Source organism: Mycolicibacterium sp. XJ1819, from assembly GCF_053483675.1.
In genome coordinates, this window is sequence record NZ_JBEFST010000003.1 from 37,140 (window position 1) to 56,291 (window position 19,152).

21 protein-coding genes and 1 riboswitch are annotated in these 19,152 nt (G+C 67.8%); of the genes, 10 read left to right on the forward strand and 11 right to left on the reverse strand.

Features of this window, described 5'->3' with window-relative positions; translation table 11 throughout:
• The first annotated feature begins 171 nt into the window (after nucleotides 1-171).
• Nucleotides 172-879: a cutinase family protein gene (locus tag ABQE89_RS03695; protein ID WP_448414264.1), complete on the forward strand. Its 708-nt coding sequence runs from the start codon at nucleotides 172-174 to the stop codon at nucleotides 877-879.
• 87 nt (nucleotides 880-966) lie between these two features.
• Here the strand turns inward: ABQE89_RS03695 and ABQE89_RS03700 are convergent, their stop codons facing one another.
• Genes ABQE89_RS03700 through ABQE89_RS03710 form a run of 3 tightly spaced genes read right to left on the reverse strand, consistent with a single transcriptional unit; the run spans nucleotide 967 to nucleotide 3,811 of the window.
• Nucleotides 967-2,034 (reverse strand): ABC transporter substrate-binding protein, encoded by a 1,068-nt coding sequence (locus ABQE89_RS03700; RefSeq protein ID WP_448414266.1) that lies wholly within the window; start codon nucleotides 2,032-2,034, stop codon nucleotides 967-969.
• The gene (locus tag ABQE89_RS03705; RefSeq protein WP_448414268.1) at nucleotides 2,031-2,834 is read right to left on the reverse strand and encodes an ABC transporter ATP-binding protein; all 804 of its coding nucleotides are present in this window, start codon (nucleotides 2,832-2,834) and stop codon (nucleotides 2,031-2,033) included. Before ABQE89_RS03705 ends, ABQE89_RS03700 begins: the two co-directional genes overlap by 4 nt.
• The gene (locus tag ABQE89_RS03710; RefSeq protein ID WP_448414803.1) at nucleotides 2,831-3,811 is read right to left on the reverse strand and encodes a FecCD family ABC transporter permease; all 981 of its coding nucleotides are present in this window, start codon (nucleotides 3,809-3,811) and stop codon (nucleotides 2,831-2,833) included. Before ABQE89_RS03710 ends, ABQE89_RS03705 begins: the two co-directional genes overlap by 4 nt.
• Before the next feature lie 190 nt (nucleotides 3,812-4,001).
• Nucleotides 4,002-4,195: riboswitch (cobalamin riboswitch) on the reverse strand.
• Nucleotides 4,196-4,287: 92 nt separating this feature from the next.
• Between ABQE89_RS03710 and ABQE89_RS03715 the strand changes: the two genes are divergently transcribed.
• Nucleotides 4,288-4,635 (forward strand): hypothetical protein, encoded by a 348-nt coding sequence (locus ABQE89_RS03715; protein ID WP_448414270.1) that lies wholly within the window; start codon nucleotides 4,288-4,290, stop codon nucleotides 4,633-4,635.
• Here ABQE89_RS03715 and ABQE89_RS03720 read toward each other — a convergent pair.
• On the reverse strand, nucleotides 4,632-5,006 hold the full coding sequence (locus tag ABQE89_RS03720) for a nuclear transport factor 2 family protein (RefSeq protein ID WP_448414271.1): 375 nt from the start codon (nucleotides 5,004-5,006) through the stop codon (nucleotides 4,632-4,634). The genes ABQE89_RS03715 and ABQE89_RS03720 overlap by 4 nt on opposite strands.
• A gap of 48 nt (nucleotides 5,007-5,054) precedes the next feature.
• Between ABQE89_RS03720 and ABQE89_RS03725 the strand changes: the two genes are divergently transcribed.
• Nucleotides 5,055-6,410, forward strand: coding sequence for a flavin monoamine oxidase family protein (locus tag ABQE89_RS03725; protein ID WP_448414273.1), 1,356 nt, complete (start codon nucleotides 5,055-5,057; stop codon nucleotides 6,408-6,410).
• Between the two features lie 12 nt (nucleotides 6,411-6,422).
• Here ABQE89_RS03725 and ABQE89_RS03730 read toward each other — a convergent pair whose 3' ends face one another.
• Nucleotides 6,423-7,592 carry an MSMEG_1130 family ribosome hibernation factor gene (locus ABQE89_RS03730; protein WP_448414275.1) on the reverse strand — a complete coding sequence of 390 codons (1,170 nt, stop codon included), beginning with the start codon at nucleotides 7,590-7,592 and terminating at the stop codon, nucleotides 6,423-6,425.
• Nucleotides 7,593-7,678: 86 nt separating this feature from the next.
• Here ABQE89_RS03730 and ABQE89_RS03735 point away from each other — a divergent pair, with 86 nt between their 5' ends.
• Both ABQE89_RS03735 and ABQE89_RS03740 read left to right on the forward strand, forming a co-directional pair.
• Nucleotides 7,679-8,458, forward strand: a complete 780-nt coding sequence (locus ABQE89_RS03735; RefSeq protein ID WP_448414277.1) for a head GIN domain-containing protein — start codon at nucleotides 7,679-7,681, stop codon at nucleotides 8,456-8,458.
• A 34-nt stretch (nucleotides 8,459-8,492) separates the two neighbouring features.
• On the forward strand, nucleotides 8,493-9,161 hold the full coding sequence (locus tag ABQE89_RS03740; protein WP_448414279.1) for a hypothetical protein: 669 nt from the start codon (nucleotides 8,493-8,495) through the stop codon (nucleotides 9,159-9,161).
• Nucleotides 9,162-9,172: 11 nt separating this feature from the next.
• On the opposite strand, the gene ABQE89_RS03745 is transcribed toward ABQE89_RS03740, so the two are convergent.
• From ABQE89_RS03745 to ABQE89_RS03755, 3 genes are read right to left on the reverse strand one after another with little or no spacing between them, the layout of a single operon-like run.
• Nucleotides 9,173-9,991 (reverse strand): acyl-CoA thioesterase domain-containing protein, encoded by an 819-nt coding sequence (locus ABQE89_RS03745; protein ID WP_448414281.1) that lies wholly within the window; start codon nucleotides 9,989-9,991, stop codon nucleotides 9,173-9,175.
• Nucleotides 9,992-10,029: 38 nt separating this feature from the next.
• A complete protein-coding gene (locus tag ABQE89_RS03750) occupies nucleotides 10,030-10,662 on the reverse strand; it encodes a class I SAM-dependent methyltransferase (protein ID WP_448414283.1) in 633 nt (210 codons plus the stop codon).
• Between the two features lie 33 nt (nucleotides 10,663-10,695).
• Nucleotides 10,696-11,385: a YwaF family protein gene (locus ABQE89_RS03755; RefSeq protein ID WP_448414285.1), complete on the reverse strand. Its 690-nt coding sequence runs from the start codon at nucleotides 11,383-11,385 to the stop codon at nucleotides 10,696-10,698.
• A gap of 78 nt (nucleotides 11,386-11,463) precedes the next feature.
• Here ABQE89_RS03755 and ABQE89_RS03760 point away from each other — a divergent pair, with 78 nt between their 5' ends.
• Complete coding sequence (locus ABQE89_RS03760; protein ID WP_448414287.1) at nucleotides 11,464-12,927, forward strand: MFS transporter; 1,464 nt, start codon at nucleotides 11,464-11,466, stop codon at nucleotides 12,925-12,927.
• Here the strand turns inward: ABQE89_RS03760 and ABQE89_RS03765 are convergent.
• A complete protein-coding gene (locus ABQE89_RS03765; RefSeq protein ID WP_448414289.1) occupies nucleotides 12,924-13,352 on the reverse strand; it encodes a type II toxin-antitoxin system Rv0910 family toxin in 429 nt (142 codons plus the stop codon). The genes ABQE89_RS03760 and ABQE89_RS03765 overlap by 4 nt on opposite strands.
• 221 nt (nucleotides 13,353-13,573) lie before the next feature.
• On the opposite strand from ABQE89_RS03765, the gene ABQE89_RS03770 reads away from it, so the two are divergent.
• From ABQE89_RS03770 to ABQE89_RS03785, 4 genes are read left to right on the forward strand one after another with little or no spacing between them, the layout of a single operon-like run.
• Entirely contained in the window at nucleotides 13,574-14,755 is a 1,182-nt protein-coding gene (locus tag ABQE89_RS03770; protein ID WP_448414291.1) for an ABC transporter ATP-binding protein, read from the forward strand.
• 48 nt (nucleotides 14,756-14,803) lie between these two features.
• Nucleotides 14,804-15,991 carry a polyamine ABC transporter substrate-binding protein gene (locus tag ABQE89_RS03775; protein ID WP_448414292.1) on the forward strand — a complete coding sequence of 396 codons (1,188 nt, stop codon included), beginning with the start codon at nucleotides 14,804-14,806 and terminating at the stop codon, nucleotides 15,989-15,991.
• Nucleotides 15,992-15,994: 3 nt separating this feature from the next.
• Nucleotides 15,995-16,870, forward strand: a complete 876-nt coding sequence (locus ABQE89_RS03780; protein WP_448414294.1) for an ABC transporter permease — start codon at nucleotides 15,995-15,997, stop codon at nucleotides 16,868-16,870.
• Complete coding sequence (locus tag ABQE89_RS03785) at nucleotides 16,867-17,721, forward strand: ABC transporter permease (protein WP_448414296.1); 855 nt, start codon at nucleotides 16,867-16,869, stop codon at nucleotides 17,719-17,721. Before ABQE89_RS03780 ends, ABQE89_RS03785 begins: the two co-directional genes overlap by 4 nt.
• A 10-nt stretch (nucleotides 17,722-17,731) precedes the next feature.
• Here ABQE89_RS03785 and ABQE89_RS03790 read toward each other — a convergent pair whose 3' ends face one another.
• Nucleotides 17,732-18,598 carry an EamA family transporter gene (locus tag ABQE89_RS03790; protein ID WP_448414298.1) on the reverse strand — a complete coding sequence of 289 codons (867 nt, stop codon included), beginning with the start codon at nucleotides 18,596-18,598 and terminating at the stop codon, nucleotides 17,732-17,734.
• Between the two features lie 290 nt (nucleotides 18,599-18,888).
• Entirely contained in the window at nucleotides 18,889-19,101 is a 213-nt protein-coding gene (locus ABQE89_RS03795) for a DUF6400 family protein (RefSeq protein WP_448414300.1), read from the reverse strand.
• Nucleotides 19,102-19,152 lie beyond the last annotated feature (51 nt).

The window sequence follows — 19,152 nt, forward strand, 5'->3', positions numbered from 1 at the left end:
AGCGCTCCTTCGCTTTACGTCACAGTGACGAAACGCAGCGCTGCTCGTTCCTCCAAACATGTTGATACTCAGCAACTTCACTTGAACCTCTCGCTGACCGTGTCGTTCACAAGTGCGGCCGAACGTCATGTTTAGGATCAGCTCGTCGCGCCGATTGGCAAGGGGGCGGACATGATTTGGACTCTCGGATGGGTCGCCCGTCTCATTGTGTCCACCGCGCTGATGGTGTTTCCGCTGGGCGCGTTCCCGACGGTGACCGCCGAATCCTGCCCAGACGTCGGCGTGGTCTTCGCGAGAGGAACCGCCGAGCGACCGGGCCCCGGCGCCGCGGGCGAGCGATTCGTCAATTCGCTACGGACACAGGCTGCTCCTCGCACGGTGAGCGTGTACGCCGTCAACTATCCCGCCAGCAGTGACTACACCGCCGGTTCAGCGTTCACCAAGAACGTCGTCGACGGCGTCCGCGACGAAGCCAACCACGTCCGCCGCGTGGTGTCCGCGTGCCCGCGAACCGAGATGGTGCTGGGCGGATACTCCCAAGGAGCCGCCGTGACAGCGCTCGTCACGTCGGGCGTGGCGCCGGCCGGTGTGAGCTCGAACGCCATCCCCGCACCCCTGCCGGCGGACATCGCCGAGCACGTGGTCGCCGTGGTCCTCTTCGGCAAACCATCCGGTCCACGGCTACCGAAGTACCGCGTACCGGCTCTTGATGTCGGACCCGCATTCGCCAAGAAATCCCGGGAGCTGTGCGCGCCCGGTGACCAGGTGTGTTCGGGCGGTCGCGGCCCAGGGCCCGGCGTCGCGCACGGGCAGTATGCGGTCAACGGGTTGGCCGATGAAGGGGCAGTCTTTGCCGTGAGTCGGCTCGCGCCGCGATAGCTTGCCCACCCCGACGAGCGCGCACCTAGGTACGGTTTTGCCCGCAGATTCCGTACCAGGATGAGCGCTCGGCGCCGGTAAACCCGGTCACAGCCAGTCGTTGCCCGCGAGATTGAGCTGAGCCACATCGAGGCTGGGCGTAATCCCGGATTGCGGCGCGAGTCCGTGCTTTTCGAGCACGGACCGTAGGGTTTCCGCGGCGTCGATGTTCAGCGGACTGGACACCCACATCGCATACGGAAGGTTGACGAACCGGTTCTCGCGCACCGCCCTGAGGTTCTTGCTCGCCGGGTTGCTTCGCAGCGTCTCGATCTTCTCCTCGACCGACTGGCCCGGGTAGTCGACGAAGACAATGAGGTCCGGGTCCGCCGTCGCGAGCCGCTCCCAGCTCACCGTCGTCCAGGTGTCCCGCACGTCCTCGGTGGCGTTGCGTGCACCGGCCGCGTCGATGATGCCCTGCGGCCCACCGAACACGCCGGACGAAAAGATGGTGTCGGTACCACTGTCGAACAAGAACACCATCGGCTTGTGCTCGGGTTGCGGTGCGGCACGCAGCGCTTCCAGCCTTGCCGCGATGTCGTCGGCACCCCGCGCACCCTGCTCGGCGTCCCCGGTGATGGTCGCGATGTTGCGCAGATCGGTGTCGATGGCCACCCACGGGTCCATGGTGCCGCGGACGGCCTGGCCGTCGATCTGTCGGCACGCTTCAGACAATTGGTAGACGGCAATACCGTGCCCGGCGAGGACTTCCGGCGTGATTCCGCGTTCCTCCCCCATGCCGTAGTTGTAACCCGCGAACAGCACCTGCGGCTTGGCCCCGACGATGTTCTCCAGTGTTGGCTGCGCGGGCGCGACCTCCTTCAAGTCGTCCACCTGCGAACCGAATTCGAGGCGCAGCACATCGACGTCGCGGGCCATCGAGCTGACGGCCACCATCTGCTCCCGAGCCCCGGCGGCCAGGGCGATCGCGATCATGCCGCCGTCGTTGACGAACAGACGTTCGAGTGGCTGGTTAAACGTGACTTCCTCACCGCAGTTGGTGACGGTCACGGTGTCGGTCGCCGCGGCGGGTTCACTCTGCGAGGCGCAACCGGCAACCAGGGCCAGCACGAGGCCGAAGATCGCCGGTCCGGTAAGTCGATGTGTCACTGTCATATTCCTCGTCGTTGGTGGGATGTCGGGTCGGCGTGCGTGAGCAAGAGGTGGGAACGGCCCGTCATGGGGTGCGCGATCACATCGCCGGCGACGTCGAACACCCGCCACAGCAGGTCGGAGTCCAGGACGTCGGTGGGTGGCCCGTGGGCGAATATCCCGCCGTCGGCGACCACCGCCACGGCGTCGAAATGGCGTAGCACCAAGTCCAAGTCGTGCATCGCGGCGATGACCGTGCAGTCGAGGTCGTCGAGGATCTGCATGAACCTCAGCCGCCATGCAGCATCGAGGTGGTTGGTGGGTTCGTCGAGCACGAGTACCGACGTGCGCTGAGCCAACGCCCGCGCGAGCACGACGCGATGGCGCTCCCCACCCGACAACTGTGTGCAGGGCCGCTCACCCCACCCGCCCAGGCCGACGGCGCGCAGCGCGTCGTCGATGATGTCACGCTCCCCGACCACCGCCGCCGCCCACGGATTCCGGTACGGGGTGCGTCCCAGCCCCACCGCTTCAGCCACCGTCAGTTCACCCGACGGCCGCTCTTCCTGCCCGACCACGGCGATGCTGCGCGCCCGGCGGCGGGCGGGCATCCGGTGCAGGTCCGCACCGTCGATCCGGACCGTTCCGTCCGCCGGAACGTCGAGGCCCGAAAGCGCCCGCAGCAGCGTCGTTTTACCCGCGCCGTTCGGGCCGACCACCGCCAGCCGAGTCGCCGCGGGAACGATCAGGTCCACGCGGGACACGATGGTTCTGGCGCCGCGGCGACACTCGACGCCGTGGGCGCTGAGCGAGCCCGCGCTCATGAGTTGTTTCCGAATTCGTAACGGCGACGGCCCATCAGGAACAGGAACACCGGTGCGCCGATCAGTCCGGTGACGATGCCCAACGGCATCTCCCGCGGCGCCGCCATCTCCCGCGAGACCACATCCACCCACACCAGAAACAGCGCCCCGGCGCACACGGTCACCGGCAGCATCGCACGATGAGTGGCGCCCACGATCAGCCGCGCCGCATGCGGCACGATCAGCCCGACGAACCCGATGCCGCCGGAAACAGCCACCAGCACACCCACCAGCACGCCCTGAATCATGAACAGCGCGTTGCGAAGCCCTCGCACCGGCACACCCAGCGAGATGGCGGTGTCCGAGCCCGCCGCATAGGCGTCCAGCCACGAATGGATCAGCATCGCCCCGACCAGGGAGATCAGCACCACCGCGCCCGCGAGGGGGACCTTGGCCCAGGTGGCTCCTGCAACGCTGCCGAGCATCCAGAACATCACGCTTTCGGCGGCGTGCGGGTCACCGGCGGTGAACACCAGCAGCGACGACAACGCCATGAACGCCGAGGACAGCACCACCCCCGACAGGATCAGCCGCAGTGCGGTGAGCCCACCTTGGGCACGGGCCACCCAGTACACGGTCAGCGTCGCCACGACCGCACCCAGCAGGGCCCCTCCCGACAACGCCCAGATTCCCAGCGCGGAAAGCACACCCAGCGTCATCACCGCCGTGGCGCCCACCGCCGCACCGGCCGACACGCCCAGAAGATACGGTTCGGCCAGCGGGTTGCGCACCAGTGCCTGCATCAGAGCGCCGGCCAGCGCCAGACCCGCCCCCACGATCGCCGCCAGTATCGAGCGCGGCAGCCGCAGGTCCCAGATGATGACGTCGAAACCCGCATCGCGTTCGGCTCCGGTGAAGCGGCCGACTACCGTGCGCCAGACGTCATCGAGCGGAATGTCTTCGGCCCCAAAAGCGACCGAGACCACGATGCTCACCATCGTGAGCAGCCCGAGCACCACGGTCAACGGAAGAAACGGCACGCGTCGAACGGTGGGTACGGGCGAGTCGGCTGCGCGGCGTGATGTCGTCTCGGTGACGGTCACGGGCACCGCATCCGAAATTCACACCTTGGCCAGGTGATCAGCAAGTCTGCCTCTTATGCCGGGGTATCTGTGCGCGAGACACCTGTGGACTCAACCGAGAACGGCAGGTCTTCGGACTCGGGATGTGCCGAACTCGACGCCTTCCCGGACGCCTGTAGTGGCGTCCAGTGACCTATGTCGAGCCCATCTCCCATACCGCTGCGCGCCAGTCCCGGAGTCTCACCGGGTTCCCTGACACCCGCACATAGCACGGATGCGACCGCTCTCAACGGCCGAGACTACCAAGCACGACCTCGCACCTGAGCGCATACCCATTTGCTGGCGCCAACATTTCGCGCCAGCTAACCTTTGAACTGTCCTGAGGAGACCGCATGTTCAAGCTCTTCGCGATCGTTGCCGCGTCCGCGGCGCTGACGTTCGGCGAGGCCCCGACCGCCACGGCCCAACCCGACCCGAAGGTGCCCAACGGAGAGGCCAACTGGTGCCCGGGCGGTCAGAAGTCGGGATACGGCGGGCAGCGCTACTGCCTCGGAGAACCGTTCCCCGACGGATCGTTCTATTCCCAGACCTGGAGCTTCGGCGCGGGCGGTCCTTTCGCGCCGGGCTCATGGCACCGCACCGCCTCGTGCAGCGCGTGGGTCAACGGTCAGATCCAGGGCGGTCTGCCCTACGGCGGTGTTCCCGAATGCGGCGGCGGTCCGCGGGTCATCCACTTCTAGTTGTCGGGAATCGGTGTCTGCTGATACAGCACCAGCCGCCATCCGTTCTCGGTGCGGTGATACGTGCTCGCCATCGCAGCCACGAAAGGCGGTGCGTCGTCGCGGCGGGCGCTTCCCGTGTACACCAGGATCGCGGTGTCGGCGTCGACCTCGACAAGCCGGACGTCGCTGATGTCGTAGGAGTGCCACGGCGGCGACTGCGACAGCGACGACACCACCGCCGCGCGGTCGAGCACCATGCCGTTCGCCACCACCATCAACGCGTCGGGCAACATGACCGCGCCGTAGAACTCCGACCCGGTGGAGTTGCACAGCGACTCCCAGCCGGCGCGCTCCAGTTCCAGCAGGATGCTCTGCAGTTGTTCAGCCATGCCCAACCGGATACCCGCTTCGCCTAGATTCGTCGCCAGGAGGCACCAATGGGCATCGAGACCGACGTGGCGGTGATCGGCGCCGGGCTCGCCGGGCTGACCGCCGCACGCAAATTGCACCGCGCCGGGGTCGGCGTCGTCGTACTGGAGGCCCGCGACCGAGTCGGCGGGCGGACGTTGAATCATCACCTCGGTGACCGGTTCGGCGACGCGGTCGTCGAGGTCGGTGGCCAGTGGATCGGTCCCGGCCACCACCGCGTTCGCGCGTTGATCGACGAGTTGGGTCTCACCACGTTCGACACCCACGACGAGGGCGCCAAGTTGTGGGAGTACGACGGCCGCGTGCGCCGCTACCGCGGCGAGGTGCCCAAGGCCGGGCCGCTGGAACTGGCCGACGTGCAGCTCGCCCTGACCCGGCTGGAACGGATGGCGCGCCGGGTCGATCCGGCCGCCCCCTGGCGCGCCGAACGTGCCGCCGACTGGGACCGTCAGACCGTGGCCTCGTGGGTGCGGCGCCACGTGCGAACGTCGCTGGGCCGGGCCTTCATCGGGTTGGCGTGTGAAGCCGTCTGGGCCGCGGACGCCGCCGACCTGTCACTTCTGCACCTGTTGACCTATACCAGTTCGAACAACGGTCTGACCCAACTCATCTCGACGCGCGGCGGAGCTCAACAGACCCGCATCGTGGGCGGGTCGCAGCAGATTTCCTCGACGATGGCCGCCGAGCTCGGCGACGCGGTCCGATTGGACTGCGCGGTGCGCGAAGTCAGCCGACGCGACGCCGTCGAGGTGGTCACCGACACGGCGACGGTGCGGGCCAGGCGGGTCATCGTGGCGATGAGCCCGACGCTGGCTGGACGCCTCGCCTACCGTGAACCGCTGCCCGCCGACCGTGACCAGCTCACCCAGCGCATGCCGAACGGCTCGGTGATCAAATGCATGGCGGTGTACGACGAACCGTTCTGGCGCACCGACGGCCTGTCCGGACAAGGGGTTTCGCTCAGCGGGCCGGTGAAGGTGTTCTTCGACAACTCGCCGCCGTCCGGTACCCCCGGTGTGCTGCTGGGGTTCCTCGAGGGCAACCAGGCTCGGACGTTCGCTCGCCTCGATGCGGTCGCCCGCCGCCGGGCCGTGGTCGATTCCTTCATCCGGATGTTCGGCGCGCGGGCCGCCGACCCCGTCGACTACGTCGAAAAGGTATGGGCCGCCGACGAATGGACGCGCGGATGTTACGGCGCCGTCATGCCCCCCAACACCTGGACCACGCACGGGCAGGCGCTGCGTCCACCCGTCGGCCCCATCCACTGGGCCGGTGCGGAAGTCGCGGTGCAGTCGATGGGCTACATGGACGGCGCGGTGTCCTCGGGCGAACGTGCGGCCGCCGAGGTGCTCGCCACGCTCTGATGCGCGAGCACATCACCAGCGCAGTAGCGCGGCGACTCCGCTGGCGTCGCCGAGGATTCCGGTGGCCGCGCCTTCGACAGGGCTGATCCGGGCCCTGGTCTCCAGCGCTCGCTCGATCAACCGCTCGGTGAAGCGCGGGTCAGCCGTGCCATCCTCCGGCCCGACCTCCTCACCGCCGTACAACGCACCGTCGCCGCCGACGGTACCGGCGTATCTGACCTCCGGGTCGTACACCAGGTGCGCGACCCGCCCAGCGTTCAACGCGGCGGCCACCTCCGACAACCCCACCGCTGCGGCACCCGTCCCGGCCGCGTCGCGCACTCGACTCAACAGCCCTCTCTCCCGCTCGGCGTGCTGGTCGTGCGCCCATTTCGTGACGGTCGTCGCCAACGCCGCGTCATCCAGGCCACTGAGCACGCGACTATCGGCAAACACTTTGTCGCGCAGCGGTTGCGGGAACTTCGATGTCGCCGACTCGGTCAACCGGTCACCGCCGCTGACCAGGATGCGCTCCCAACGACGCTCGTCGGCCAACTTCGCGGCCGCCTCGATGACCTCATCGACGAACCGCTCGGTCTGAACCCGCTCACGGGACTGACGCTGTTCACGTTTGGGTGAGTTGAACTGGCCTGCCGGCCCGCCGCCGAGGTGTCCCGCGCGCTCGTGCGGCGCCTGCACGTAGTCCTGCTCCAACGTGGATAGCGAGTGCAGCGAGCCCAGCCGCCATTCGGATATCCGGGCCTGGTCCGCGCCGACGACGACAACGCCGGCCGGGCGGCCTTCGTCGAGCATTTCGAGCAACGGGTGCAGGAACGGGCCGTCACCCAGGACCAGCCGGTTGGACACCGGCATCGCGCTGTGCAACTGCAGTGTCCAGTCGCTGTCCAGCGCCACGAACGCCATGCGGCTACGGCCGGACCCGAAGGGCGCCGTCAGATGCTCCATGTGCGGCCATAGCCGCTCGAGCGCGGCCACCACCGCGCCGCTGTGGTCGGATTCGGACTCACCCAACCGCCGTTGCAGTTCGCGATACCGATTCTTCAGATCGATTGCGGTGCCACGCAGATTGGGATCGTCTCTGGCATCGGTGTCCAGATAGACCGACAACACGCCGAGCTCGTCGGTCTGGCGCGAGAGATCGCGCAAACTGTCTTCGTCGAGTCGTTCGAGGGATTCCACCATGCACCGCCTTACTCGGTCGCTTTGAATCACACGTCCTTCAGTCCTACCCGATTCCGAGCGCTCCCATTCCGTGACAGAATCGCGGTGTGAATCCGCTGGGACGTCACCGGGTGATGCTGTTCGCCGTGTTCGCCGCGGCCGTGGCCATCGCGGGTTGCACCACCGACTCGTCGACCGTCACTACGTCGACGGTCACGGTCACCGAGCCGCCGTCCACCTCCACATCCATGTCCGTACCCGCCGAAACCACGCGCGACTTCCCGGTCGGCCCGTTCAGCGCGGTGCGCCTGCAGGCCCACTACGACCTCGTCGTCGACATCGGCAGCCCGGCATCGGTGCGCGCAGAAGGCGATCCGGAAGCGCTGGACCTGCTCGACATCCACACCGAGGGTGACACGCTGGTCGCCGCGGTCAAGCCGAATGTCTCGTGGCCGGACAACGCTCGCGTCACCGTCACCGCGACCACCCCGACGCTGAGCGCCGCCGCCCTCGACGGCTCGGGCGATCTGCGGATCGGCGCGGTCTCCGCCGAGACCCTGACGCTCGAACACGGCGGCTCGGGTCGACTCGAGGCACCGGATCTGACCGTCGGCGAGATCCGTATCTCGTCGTCGGGTTCCGGCGCCGTTCGCGCGGGCGGAAGCGCCGACGACGCCGACATCCGCCTCGCGGGTAGCGGCAAGGCGGAGTTGGGCACGCTCACGGTCAAGCGCGCCGAAGTATCGCTCTCCGGCAGCGGCAGCCTGAACCTCGAAGCCACCGAACGCGTCAACGGAAGCCTGTCCGGTTCCGGCGGGGCGCAAATCACCGGCGGGGCGCAATGTTCCATCGCGAGTACCGGGTCCGGCTCGGCCACCTGCACCTAGCCTCCACGACACAGCGCACCGCTAGCATCGATGGATGGCCGAGCGCGAAACCCTTTGGGGGTGGGACCTCGAACAGCCGACGGCCGATCCCGCCGAGGGCCACCTCGGCAACGAATCCGACGAGCCGACCACCGATCCGCTTCCTGTCGTCGTCCCCGATCAAGACACCCAGCAGCGAAACCTCGAGACACCCGCCCCACAGTTCAGTTACTCCGACGCGTTCATCAATCAGCGTCCCGGCTCCCCGATCAGTTCACTGACGTTCAAGGCCCCGCCGCCGCCCTGGTACCGCAAGAAGCCGGCGATGATCGCCATGCTGGTTGTCCTGATCGCCGCCGTGACGCTGGTCGTCGTGCCGCTGTGGCCGCGTGGCGCCGCCCCGGGTGCCGACGACTCTGTGGGCGTGGCGCCGACGACGCCGCAGCCCGCCCCGACCGGCCAGCCGACGCTGACCAGCGCGCCCGCTCCGCCACCACCCCCGCCACCAGCGCCGCCTCCCCCGCCTCCGCCCCCGGCGGACGAGGGCGCACCGGCGGTCACGCGCCAATATCCGGTGTCCCCACCCGCGGCGGGCCCCGAGGTCGGCAGCAGACCCGAGCTGGGAGTGACCCGGCCGCCGATCAGCGTGGCCCCCGAGTCGCGCACACCACCGACCTCGGCGACGGTGGGCGACGGCCGCAGAAAACGTGGCGGCTTCTGGTGATCCGCCCGTGCCTAGTCGGAGTTGAGATGGTCCGGGAACGGGCGGTTCGTGAAGTCGATCTGCGCGTCGGGGTTGGCGATCGCGGTCGTCGTCGCGGAACCGAACGCCCCTTGGTGGTCGAACAGCGACGCGGTGCCCACGGCGACTCCGTCAGACGCCCAGTGCGAGTCGCCCTGCACGCAGATCCAGTCGTCGAGCGGCAACCGTGACAGCGCCACCGTCAGATCCCCGTTGATGTAACCCATGCCCTCGGTGCCGAGATTGGTCACCAGGCTGGTCCCCTCGGCGACCATGACCGCCTGAACGAAGGGCGAGTTCTTCTCTCCTGCAACGACATTGATGGGGTTTTGGTGAAACCGCTTGCGGGACTGGTTTTGGTGCGCGGCCGGGCTACGCGTCCAGCCCGCGTCGTCGCTGCCCACGAACGGAAGCGGCGAATCGTCCGGCAGTGGCGGAGTCGGCGCGGAGGTCGGCGCCGTCCACGGGCGCCCGGGCGGCGCCGTCGAGCGTCGATACTGGACCAGCGTCGCACGCGCCACCGCGCGTCCGTCCTGCAGGACGTCGCATTCGGCGTTGCGTATCCGGCGGCCGTCACGCACCAGTCGCACGTCGATGGTGGTGGCCACCCGACGCGCCGCGCGAAACAGGTCCACCGTCAGCCGGGCGGGGATGAACTCCTCAGACCCGCAGTCGTTCTCGAGCGCCCAGGCCGCCAGACCGACCACCGCGGGCCCGTTGAGGTGGTCGTCGCCCCATTGGCTCAGCGCAAACCGTGTCGGGGCGAACACACCCGGCTCGACCTGGGTGAAATGCGTGGGTTCTTCGTGCACCAGCGCATCCTCGCACAGCGGCTGCCGCGCACTGCGACTCAGACGCGTACGGCGCGCACCGCCCACACCGCGTGGCGTCGCTTTCCGTGCCCGCTGACCGCGGCCTCGCCGAACCCGGCCTCCCGGCAGTGCGCCGCAAACGACTCCGCCTGCTGGCGAGTCCATCCGTGGCTGGCCATCCCGGTGGCTCCGACGGGAACCTGACGCTCGATGGCGACCAGTCGGCCACCCGGCTTCAACACCCGGCGCGCCTCGGCCAGACCGCGCTCGACGTCCTGCCAGTGGTGCACCGTGGCCAGCGACCACCACACGGTGGCGAACCCGTCGGCCACCGGCACTTCCTCGGCGGTGCCGACGCGCCACTCCACGTCGCCGTGCCGAGCACGGGTGAAGATCCGGGCCAGTTTCAACATCACCGGAGCAGGGTCGACGCCGACGGCGTGGGCACCGCGGCGGGCCGCCTCTCTGACCGCGCCGCCCGGTCCGCTCCCGACGTCAACCACCACATCGCCCTGCCCGACGCCTGCGAGGTCGGCGGCCAGCCGTGCGTTGGCGCGGCCCATCATCAGCAGAACCAGGCCGATGACGGTGCCGGCGACACCCGAGAACCCGGGGTGGTCGGCGTGATGGTTGACCGGTAGTGCTTCTGATCCACCCGTTGATTCGCCCATCACCCGAGCTTGCCGGGTGACACCGGGGCGGCGTCAAGAGTCGGTGTCTGTGGCACGGCGGACCCACGGCCATGTCATCGCCGCCCACACCGACACCACCAGCGCGCCGGCCACCAACAGATACCACGGCCACGGCCCCATCACGTCCAGCAGCGATGCGGTGGCGGGTTTGCCGTTGAGGAAGCCGTAGTTGGCGCCCGCGACACTGTTGAACGTCATCGTGACCGCCACCCACGACAACGTCGCCGCCACCACGAAGCCGTAGCTGCGCCACCCCGGCCGCATGCCCCGCCCCCACGTCAGGTAGATCGCCGCCCACACGACGAGCAGGTGGATCGACCAGAACGCCAGAAACCGGTAGTGCGGGAAGTCCGGTCCGGTCAGCGCCGGGGAGATCAGCGCCTGCACGCTGAGCACCAGGCCCCAGTAGTAGGTCAGCGCGTACGCCCACCGCTTCTGCGACCACCAGGCGTAGGCGGTGACCATCGTGGCGAAATCCGTCAGGTGCAGCGGCATCGACCACCGCACGTCGAACGGAAACAGCGCGTAGAGGAACACCCCGGCGTAGATCGCCGCGGTCAGCGCGCCCACGATGCGCCCGAAGCGCCGCGCCTGCGCCGGGGTCTGCCGACGCCCGCGTCGCACCAGCCACACCGCACCGGCCGCGAACAGCACGAGCATCGCCCAGTGCGACGGGCCATACGCCGTGAAGTCTGTATGCATGGTGGTGTCATCATTCTGACGATCCACCCGCAGGCATAATCGGGAAGAACCAAGATGTACTAACGATCGGAGGGGTGCGTGGTCGAGACCGAGGCGGAACGGTCGACCACTCCCCGTCCCGGACTGCTGATCGCCTGCCTGAGCATCGTCGTGCTCACCGTCGCCGTTCTGCAGACCGCGGTGGTCCCGGTGCTGGCGATCATCGCCCAGCAGCTCGACGTGTCGATCGTGGGCGCCAGTTGGGCGGTCACCGGCAACCTGCTGGCCGCGGTGGCCGCGACCCCGTTGATCGGCAGGCTCGCCGATCTGCACAGCAAGAAGAAGATCCTGCTCATCGTGCTGGTCATCGTGTTGGCCGGTTCGCTGCTGGCCGCCACCACGACGTCGTTGCCGCTGCTGATCGTCGGCCGCGTCCTTCAGGCGGTGTCCTTCGCGTTGTATCCGGTGTGCATCGCGATCCTTCGCCAGGAGCTTCCCCCCGAGCGGCTGCTGTCGGCGATGGCGGTGCTGTCCGGGACGTTGGGCTTCGGCGGCGGCACCGGGCTGGTCGTGGTCGGGCTGCTGATGAGCGGCGATGCCCACTATCACCGGGTGTTCTGGCTGTGCACGGGCTTCACGCTGCTCGTGATCGCCATCGTGGTGGCCGCGGTCCCCGACCGGCCGCGCAGCGCCAGTGGAACCATCGACTGGCTCGGCGCCGCCGGACTCGCCGCCGGGCTGTCGGCGGTGCTGTTGGCGATCAGCCAGGGTGAGGAGTGGGGCTGGAGCTCACCGGCCACCCTGGGCAGCGCGGCGGGCGGGGCGGCGATGCTGGTCGGGTGGTGGCGCTGGGAGCGGCGGGTCAGGCAGCCGCTGGTCTCCATAGCGATGTTGACCAAGCGGCCGATCCTGCTGACCAATCTCGCGACCATCTTCGTCGGGATGGGCCTGTACTTCGCCTTCCTGGGACTCACGCTGTTCGTGCAGATTCCGAGCGGCGCCGCGGGATACGGCTTCACCGCGACGGTGCTGGAAGCCAGTGTCGTCTACCTGTTGCCCGGCGCGTTCGCCGGCTTCGTGATCGCGATCGTCAGCGGGCGGTTCATCGACCGATTCGGCGCGCGGCCGGTTCTTCTCGTCGCCACCACCGCGGGAATCGCCGGCTTCCTGTTCATCGCGTTCGCGCATTCGGCCACCTGGCAGATCATCATCGCGAGCATCCTGGCCAACGGCTACATCAGCCTGGGCTACGGCGCGCTGCCCGCGCTGGTGGTCAGCGAGGTCGACGCGGGTGAGACCGGGGTGGCCACCGGGATGAACGCGATCGCGCGCACGATCGGCAGTTCGGTGTCGGCCGCGCTCGTCGCGATGCTGCTCAGCCGCTACATCGCGGGCACCATGGTGCCGTTGGAGAGCAGCTTCTTCGCGATCTTCATCGGCGGTGCGGTGACCGCCGCGCTGGCGATGGTGCTGGTCGCGTTCTCCCGGCCCAGCACCGACCGACCCGACGAGTCGGTGGAGGCACGCGTCGAGACCCGTGCCATGAACCACGAGTGGGGCTAGTAAAGCGCCGCGAGGTTGGACACCGACCTGCGCACGTCGGACTCCAGCACCTTGGCGACCAGTCGGCCCACCGGGGTGCTGAGCAACCCGCCTGACAGGTCAGCGATGACCTGAAAAGTGCTGCCCCGCGGGTCATCACGAACACACAGCGTCAACGAGATCCGGATTCCGGGCCGGCCCCTGCCGACCATCTCGATCAGCTTCGGTTCGTCGTAGCGAGTCACCCGCCAGTGAATGACGTTGCGGAAGCCCTTGACCTTGATGCACGAGGACACGCAGGTCCCCGGTTCCAGTTCGCTGGGGACCTCGCTGCGCCAGCCGTCGAAGATCGTCAACCACTCGTCGAAGCGGCGCAGATCCGAAGCCAGCGACCAGGCCTGCTCCGGGCTCAGCTCCGATGAGACCGCCACGTCTACTTTCGCCATGGCACAGCACTACCCCGCCGGGCCCGCCCGGTAAACGACGACGGCCTGCCGCTTCGCGGAATCTCGCGGTTTCGCCGGAAACAGGCGAGGGATTCCATTGTGGAAATGTAAATTCGTCACGGAATCGCTTGCGAAGGCGGAGCTGATCAGCGATTGTTTTACCCACAGCTTCGACGCTGCAGGTGAGGAGGACCGCCCTGACCGGCTCACACACCACCGCCGTGCCACATCAGGCGGCTCAGCACGAGGCACCCCGTCCCAGGGGCAGACCTGTCATCGAGATCGATCACGTCACCAAGCGCTTCGCCGACTGCGTGGCGGTCACCGAGGCGGACTTCTCCATCGGCTCGGGCGAGTTCTTCTCGCTGCTCGGCCCGTCCGGTTGCGGCAAGACGACAACGCTGCGGATGATCGCCGGGTTCGAGAGCCCGACTGAGGGCGCCATCCGCCTCGAAGGCGTCGACGTGTCGCGGGTCCCGCCGCACAAGCGCAACGTGAACACGGTGTTTCAGCACTACGCGCTGTTCCCGCACATGACGGTGTGGGACAACGTGGCCTACGGTCCGCGCAGCAAGAAGAAGGACAAGGGCGAGATCCGCCGACGGGTCGACGAGTTGCTCGACATCGTGCGGCTCACCGATTTCGCCGAGCGCCGGCCGGCCCAATTGTCCGGCGGCCAACAGCAGCGGGTCGCACTGGCGCGCGCGCTGGTGAACTATCCGAGTGCCCTGCTGCTCGACGAACCGTTGGGCGCACTGGATCTCAAGCTGCGCCAGGTGATGCAGTTCGAGCTCAAACGCATCCAGCGCGAGGTCGGGATCACGTTCGTCTACGTGACCCACGACCAGGAGGAAGCGTTGACGATGAGTGACCGGATCGCGGTGATGAACGCGGGCAACGTCGACCAGATCGGCACGCCGACCGAGATCTACGACCGCCCCTCGACGGTGTTCGTCGCCGGGTTCATCGGGCAGGCCAACCTGTGGTCGGGGCGGCAGACCGGCCGCGCCAACCGTGACTTCGTCGAGGTCGAGGTGCTCGGCACGACGTTGAAGGCCCGCCCCGGCGACATCACGATCGAACCGGGTGGCCAGGCCACGCTGATGGTGCGGCCCGAACGGGTGCAGGTCTCTGTGCTGTCCTCGGGCCCGCCGACCGGCGACGTCGCGGCGGTGCGGGCCACGGTGACGGATCTGACGTTTCAAGGCCCGGTGGTGCGACTGTCGCTGGCCGCCGCCGACGAGTCCACGATTGTGGCGCACATCGGTCCCGAGCAGCACCTTCCGCTGTTGCGGCCCGGCGACGAGGTGTATGTCAGCTGGGCGCCCGACGCGTCACTGGTGCTACCCGCCGCCGACATTCCCACCGCCGAGGACCTCCAAGAGATGCTCGACGACTCCTGACCGTCGACGACCGCAATTCCCTTCTCGCACATCGACGAAAGGCTCGCGATGCCCCCCAACACCCCGGAAGCCCTCGCCCGACTCGCGGCCAACCGGACGTCGCGCCGTCGGTTCATCGGCGGCAGCGCGACCGCGGCGGCCGCGTTCGCGCTCGGCTCGTCGGTGCTCGCGGCCTGCGGGTCCGAGCAGGGCAGCGCGCCGAGTCCGTCGGCTCCGCCCGACGAGGGCGGTGCGGCCAGCGGCGAACTGCGGGTGTCGAACTGGCCGCTCTACATGGCCGACGGGTTCATCGCGGCGTTCCAGACCGCCTCCGGCATCACGGTGGACTACAAAGAGGACTTCAACGACAACGAGCAGTGGTTCGCCAAGAACAAGGAACCGTTGTCGCGCAAGCAGGACATCGGCGCGGACCTGGTGGTGCCCACCGAGTTCATGGCGGCGCGGATTCACAATCTCGGCTGGCTCAACGAGATTCGTGACGCCCGGGTGCCCAACAAGAAGAACCTGCGCCAAGACCTGCTCGACTCGAAGGTCGATCCCGGCCGCAAGGTGACCGCCCCCTACATGACCGGCATGGTCGGGCTGGCCTACAACAGGGCCGCCACCGGACGCCCGATCACCAAGATCGAGGACCTGTGGGATCCCGCGTTTCGGGCTCGGGTCAGCCTGCTCTCAGACACCCAGGACGGGTTGGGCATGGTCATGCTCTCGCAGGGCAATTCGCCTGAGGACCCGACGACCGAAGCCGTGCAACAGGCCGTCGATCTGATCCGCGAGCAGAAGGACAGCGGGCAGATTCGCAGGTTCACCGGCAACGATTACGCCGACGATCTCGCTGCGGGCAACATCGCTGTGGCCCAGGCATATTCGGGCGACGTCGTCCAACTCAAGGCGGACAATCCCGACCTGGACTTCATCGTCCCCGAAGCCGGTGGCACCTGGTTCATCGACACGATGGTCATCCCCTACACCACGCAGAACCAGGCGGCCGCCGAGGCGTGGATCGACTACATCTACGACCGGGCCAACTACGCGAAACTCATTGCGTACACGCAGTTCGTGCCGGTGTTGTCCGAGATGACCGACGAGCTCAAGAAGGTCGACCCCAACGCGGCGAGCAACCCGCTGATCAACCCGCCGGATTCGATGCTGAACAACCTGAAGTCCTGGGCGGCGCTCACCGACGAGCAGACACAGGAGTACAACACGGCCTATGCCGCGGTGACCGGCGGCTGAGCCATGGCCGGCGTCGCGGGCAGCACCCGGGAGCGGAGCAAGGTCGCCCCGTACTTGATGATCCTGCCCGCGCTGGCCTATCTCGCGGTCTTCTTCGTCATTCCGTTCGTGTCGTTGGCGGGTACGTCGCTGTCGACGTCGGGCGGATCGGTGTACCTACCGACGCTGACGTTCGCCTGGGACTTCGGCAACTATCTCGACGCGTTCAGCACCTACCGCGAACAGATCATCCGGTCGTTCACCTACGCGCTGGCGGCGACCGTGCTGTGCCTGCTGCTCGCGTTCCCGCTGGCCTACGTCATCGCGTTCAAGGCGGGCCGGTTCAAGAACCTTCTTCTGGGTTTGGTGATCCTGCCGTTCTTCGTGACGTTCTTGATCCGGACCATCGCGTGGAAGACGATTCTGGCCGACGAGGGCTGGGTGGTCAGCACGCTCGGGGCGGTCGGGTTGCTCCCCGAAGAGGGCCGGTTGCTGTCCACGAGCTGGGCCGTCATCGGCGGGCTGACCTACAACTGGATCATCTTCATGATCCTGCCGCTCTACGTCAGCCTGGAGAAGATCGATCCCCGGTTGATCGAGGCGTCGAAGGATCTGTACTCGTCGAATGTGCGCAGCTTCCGCAAAGTCATTCTGCCGCTTGCCATGCCGGGCGTGCTGGCGGGCAGTCTGCTGGTGTTCATCCCCGCGGTCGGTGATTTCATCAACGCCGACTACCTCGGCAGCACGCAGACCAAGATGATCGGCAACGTCATCCAGAAGCAGTTCCTGGTGGTCAAGGACTACCCCGCCGCGGCCGCGCTGAGCTTGGTGCTGATGCTCACCATTCTCGCCGGCGTCCTGCTCTACACCCGCGCACTCGGCACGGAGGACCTGGTATGACGACACAGGCTCTGGATTCCGCGACCAGCCCGGCTGCGGCCAACTCTGTTCGGGGACACCCTAAATGGGGTGATCTGCTGCTACGGGTCGTCGCGGGTCTGGTTTTGCTGTACCTGTTCGTTCCGATCTTCGTGATCATCCTGTTCTCGTTCAACCAACCGGCGGGCAAGTTCAACTACACCTGGCAGGGATTCACCCTCGACAATTGGGCCGACCCGTTCAAGTACCCGGCGCTGACCGAAGCGCTCAAGCTCAGCCTGAACGTCGCGGCGGTGTCCACCGCCGTCGCGCTGGTGCTGGGCACGTTGGTGGCGATCGCCCTTGTCCGGCAGCGGTGGCGCGGCAAACGGGCGGTCGACACGTTCCTGGTGCTGCCGCTGACGGCGCCCGAGGTGGTGATGGGCGCCGCCCTGCTGACCCTGTTCCTCGACCTCGGCTGGGCCACCGGCTACACGACGATCGTCATCGCGCACATCGCGTTCGAGGTGAGCTTCATCGCCATGACCGTGCGCGCGCGGGTGCGTGGGTTCGACTGGACGCTCGAAGACGCGTCGATGGATCTGGGCGCCAGCCCGACCCGCACGTTCTTCAAGGTGACGCTGCCGCTGATCGTGCCGGGCATCGTCGCCGCGGCCATGTTGTCGTTCGCGCTGTCGCTCGACGACTTCATCATCACCTATTTTGTCAGCGGGTCCACGGTGACCTATCCGCTGTATGTGAACGCGGCGGTGAAGGCGGCGGTGCCGCCTCAGATCAACGTGCTCGCCACGGCGATCCTGGTGGTCAGCCTGACCCTGCTGGTCACCGGTACGCTATACCGTCGCAAGTCCTCTGGGAGCGGGCGGGTCTGAGGGCGACCACTCAGCCGACCTCGACGGGCACCGCGGGCGGACGTGCACCGCTGCGGGCGGCGCCGATTCCGGCGAGCACCACGAAGCAGATTCCGACGACGGCGGCGACGCCGGGCACCTGGCGCAGGACGATGAGACCGACGATCATCGCGAAGGCCGGTTCCATGGCCATCAACGTGCCGAACGCCGCGGTGGTCAGCCGGCGTAACGCCAGAAGCTCCAACGCGAACGGCACCATGGGCAGCAGGATCGCCAGACCGACGCCGATCAGCAGAATCTCCGGCGTCATCCGCGGCAGCACGGCGGGGCCGACGGTCGCGGTGGCCACCAGCGCGGCCACCGGCATCGAGACCGCCAGCGCGTTGATCCCCGCCACCTCGTCACCGACGCGCTGTGTGAGCAAGATGTAGCAGGCCCAGCACACCGCCGCGGCGAGCGCGAACAGCACGCCGACCGGATCGACGGCCCCGCTCCACGGCTGCGTCAGCAGCAGCACCCCGGCCGCCGCGATCCCCGGCCACACGAACCGTTGTCTGCCCCGGCCCAGGGCCACCGCGACGCCGAGCGGGCCGAGATACTCCAGGGCGCTGGCGGTGCCCAGTTCAATCCTGTCCAGTGCCGCCATGAACAGCAGCGTGATGGCCGCGGTGACCACGCCGAGCACCACGCACATCGTGAAACTCCTGCGGGTGAACGCCGACGGCCTGGGCCGCACGATCACCAGCAGCAACAGCCCGGCCCATGCCAGCCGCAGCCAGGCCGCTCCCTCCACGCCGATCCTGTCGATCAGCGTCACCGCGATCGCCAGGCCGACCTGGACGCACAACATCGCCGTCATCGCCATGGCGGCGCCGGTGCGCGCCTGGCTCGCGGTCATCACAGCATTGAACGGCACCGCAACCCGCGGCGTCCACGCGATTTGAACGGCGAGCCTCGGTCAGGCAGCTGGCCTGGGGCGGGCGCGTCGGTGCGTGTCGGCCGACCACAGATGGCCACAGTCCGAGCACTGCAGGTGCACGAGCGCGCCCCGGTTGCTCAGCAGGTACTGCCAGTGCGTGTCGCAGTTCTTGCGGACCCGGCAGTCCCCGCAGCCGGCGGCATGGTCGCAGCGGGGGCACGGCAGCCACGCCCGTCGGGCCCGGTCAGCGGTGGGATCGATCGGGAACATCACGACCGGTCCGGCAGCATGCCCGCGCGGACCAGGTCGTCGTAGATCCGCTGCTGCTCGTCGTCGAGATCGGAATACAACATGTCGTAGGCCTGCTGCTCGGCCGCGAGCACCGCGACCGGATCCCAGCGGTCACCGATTGCCTCGACCACCGCGGCACGTCTGCGCACCTCATCACGGGTGAGGTCGTACGCGAAGTCGAGGTCAGACATAAGCGGCGAGGATGCCGTGCGAAGGCCCGGCCACGCAATGAATGAGGTCAC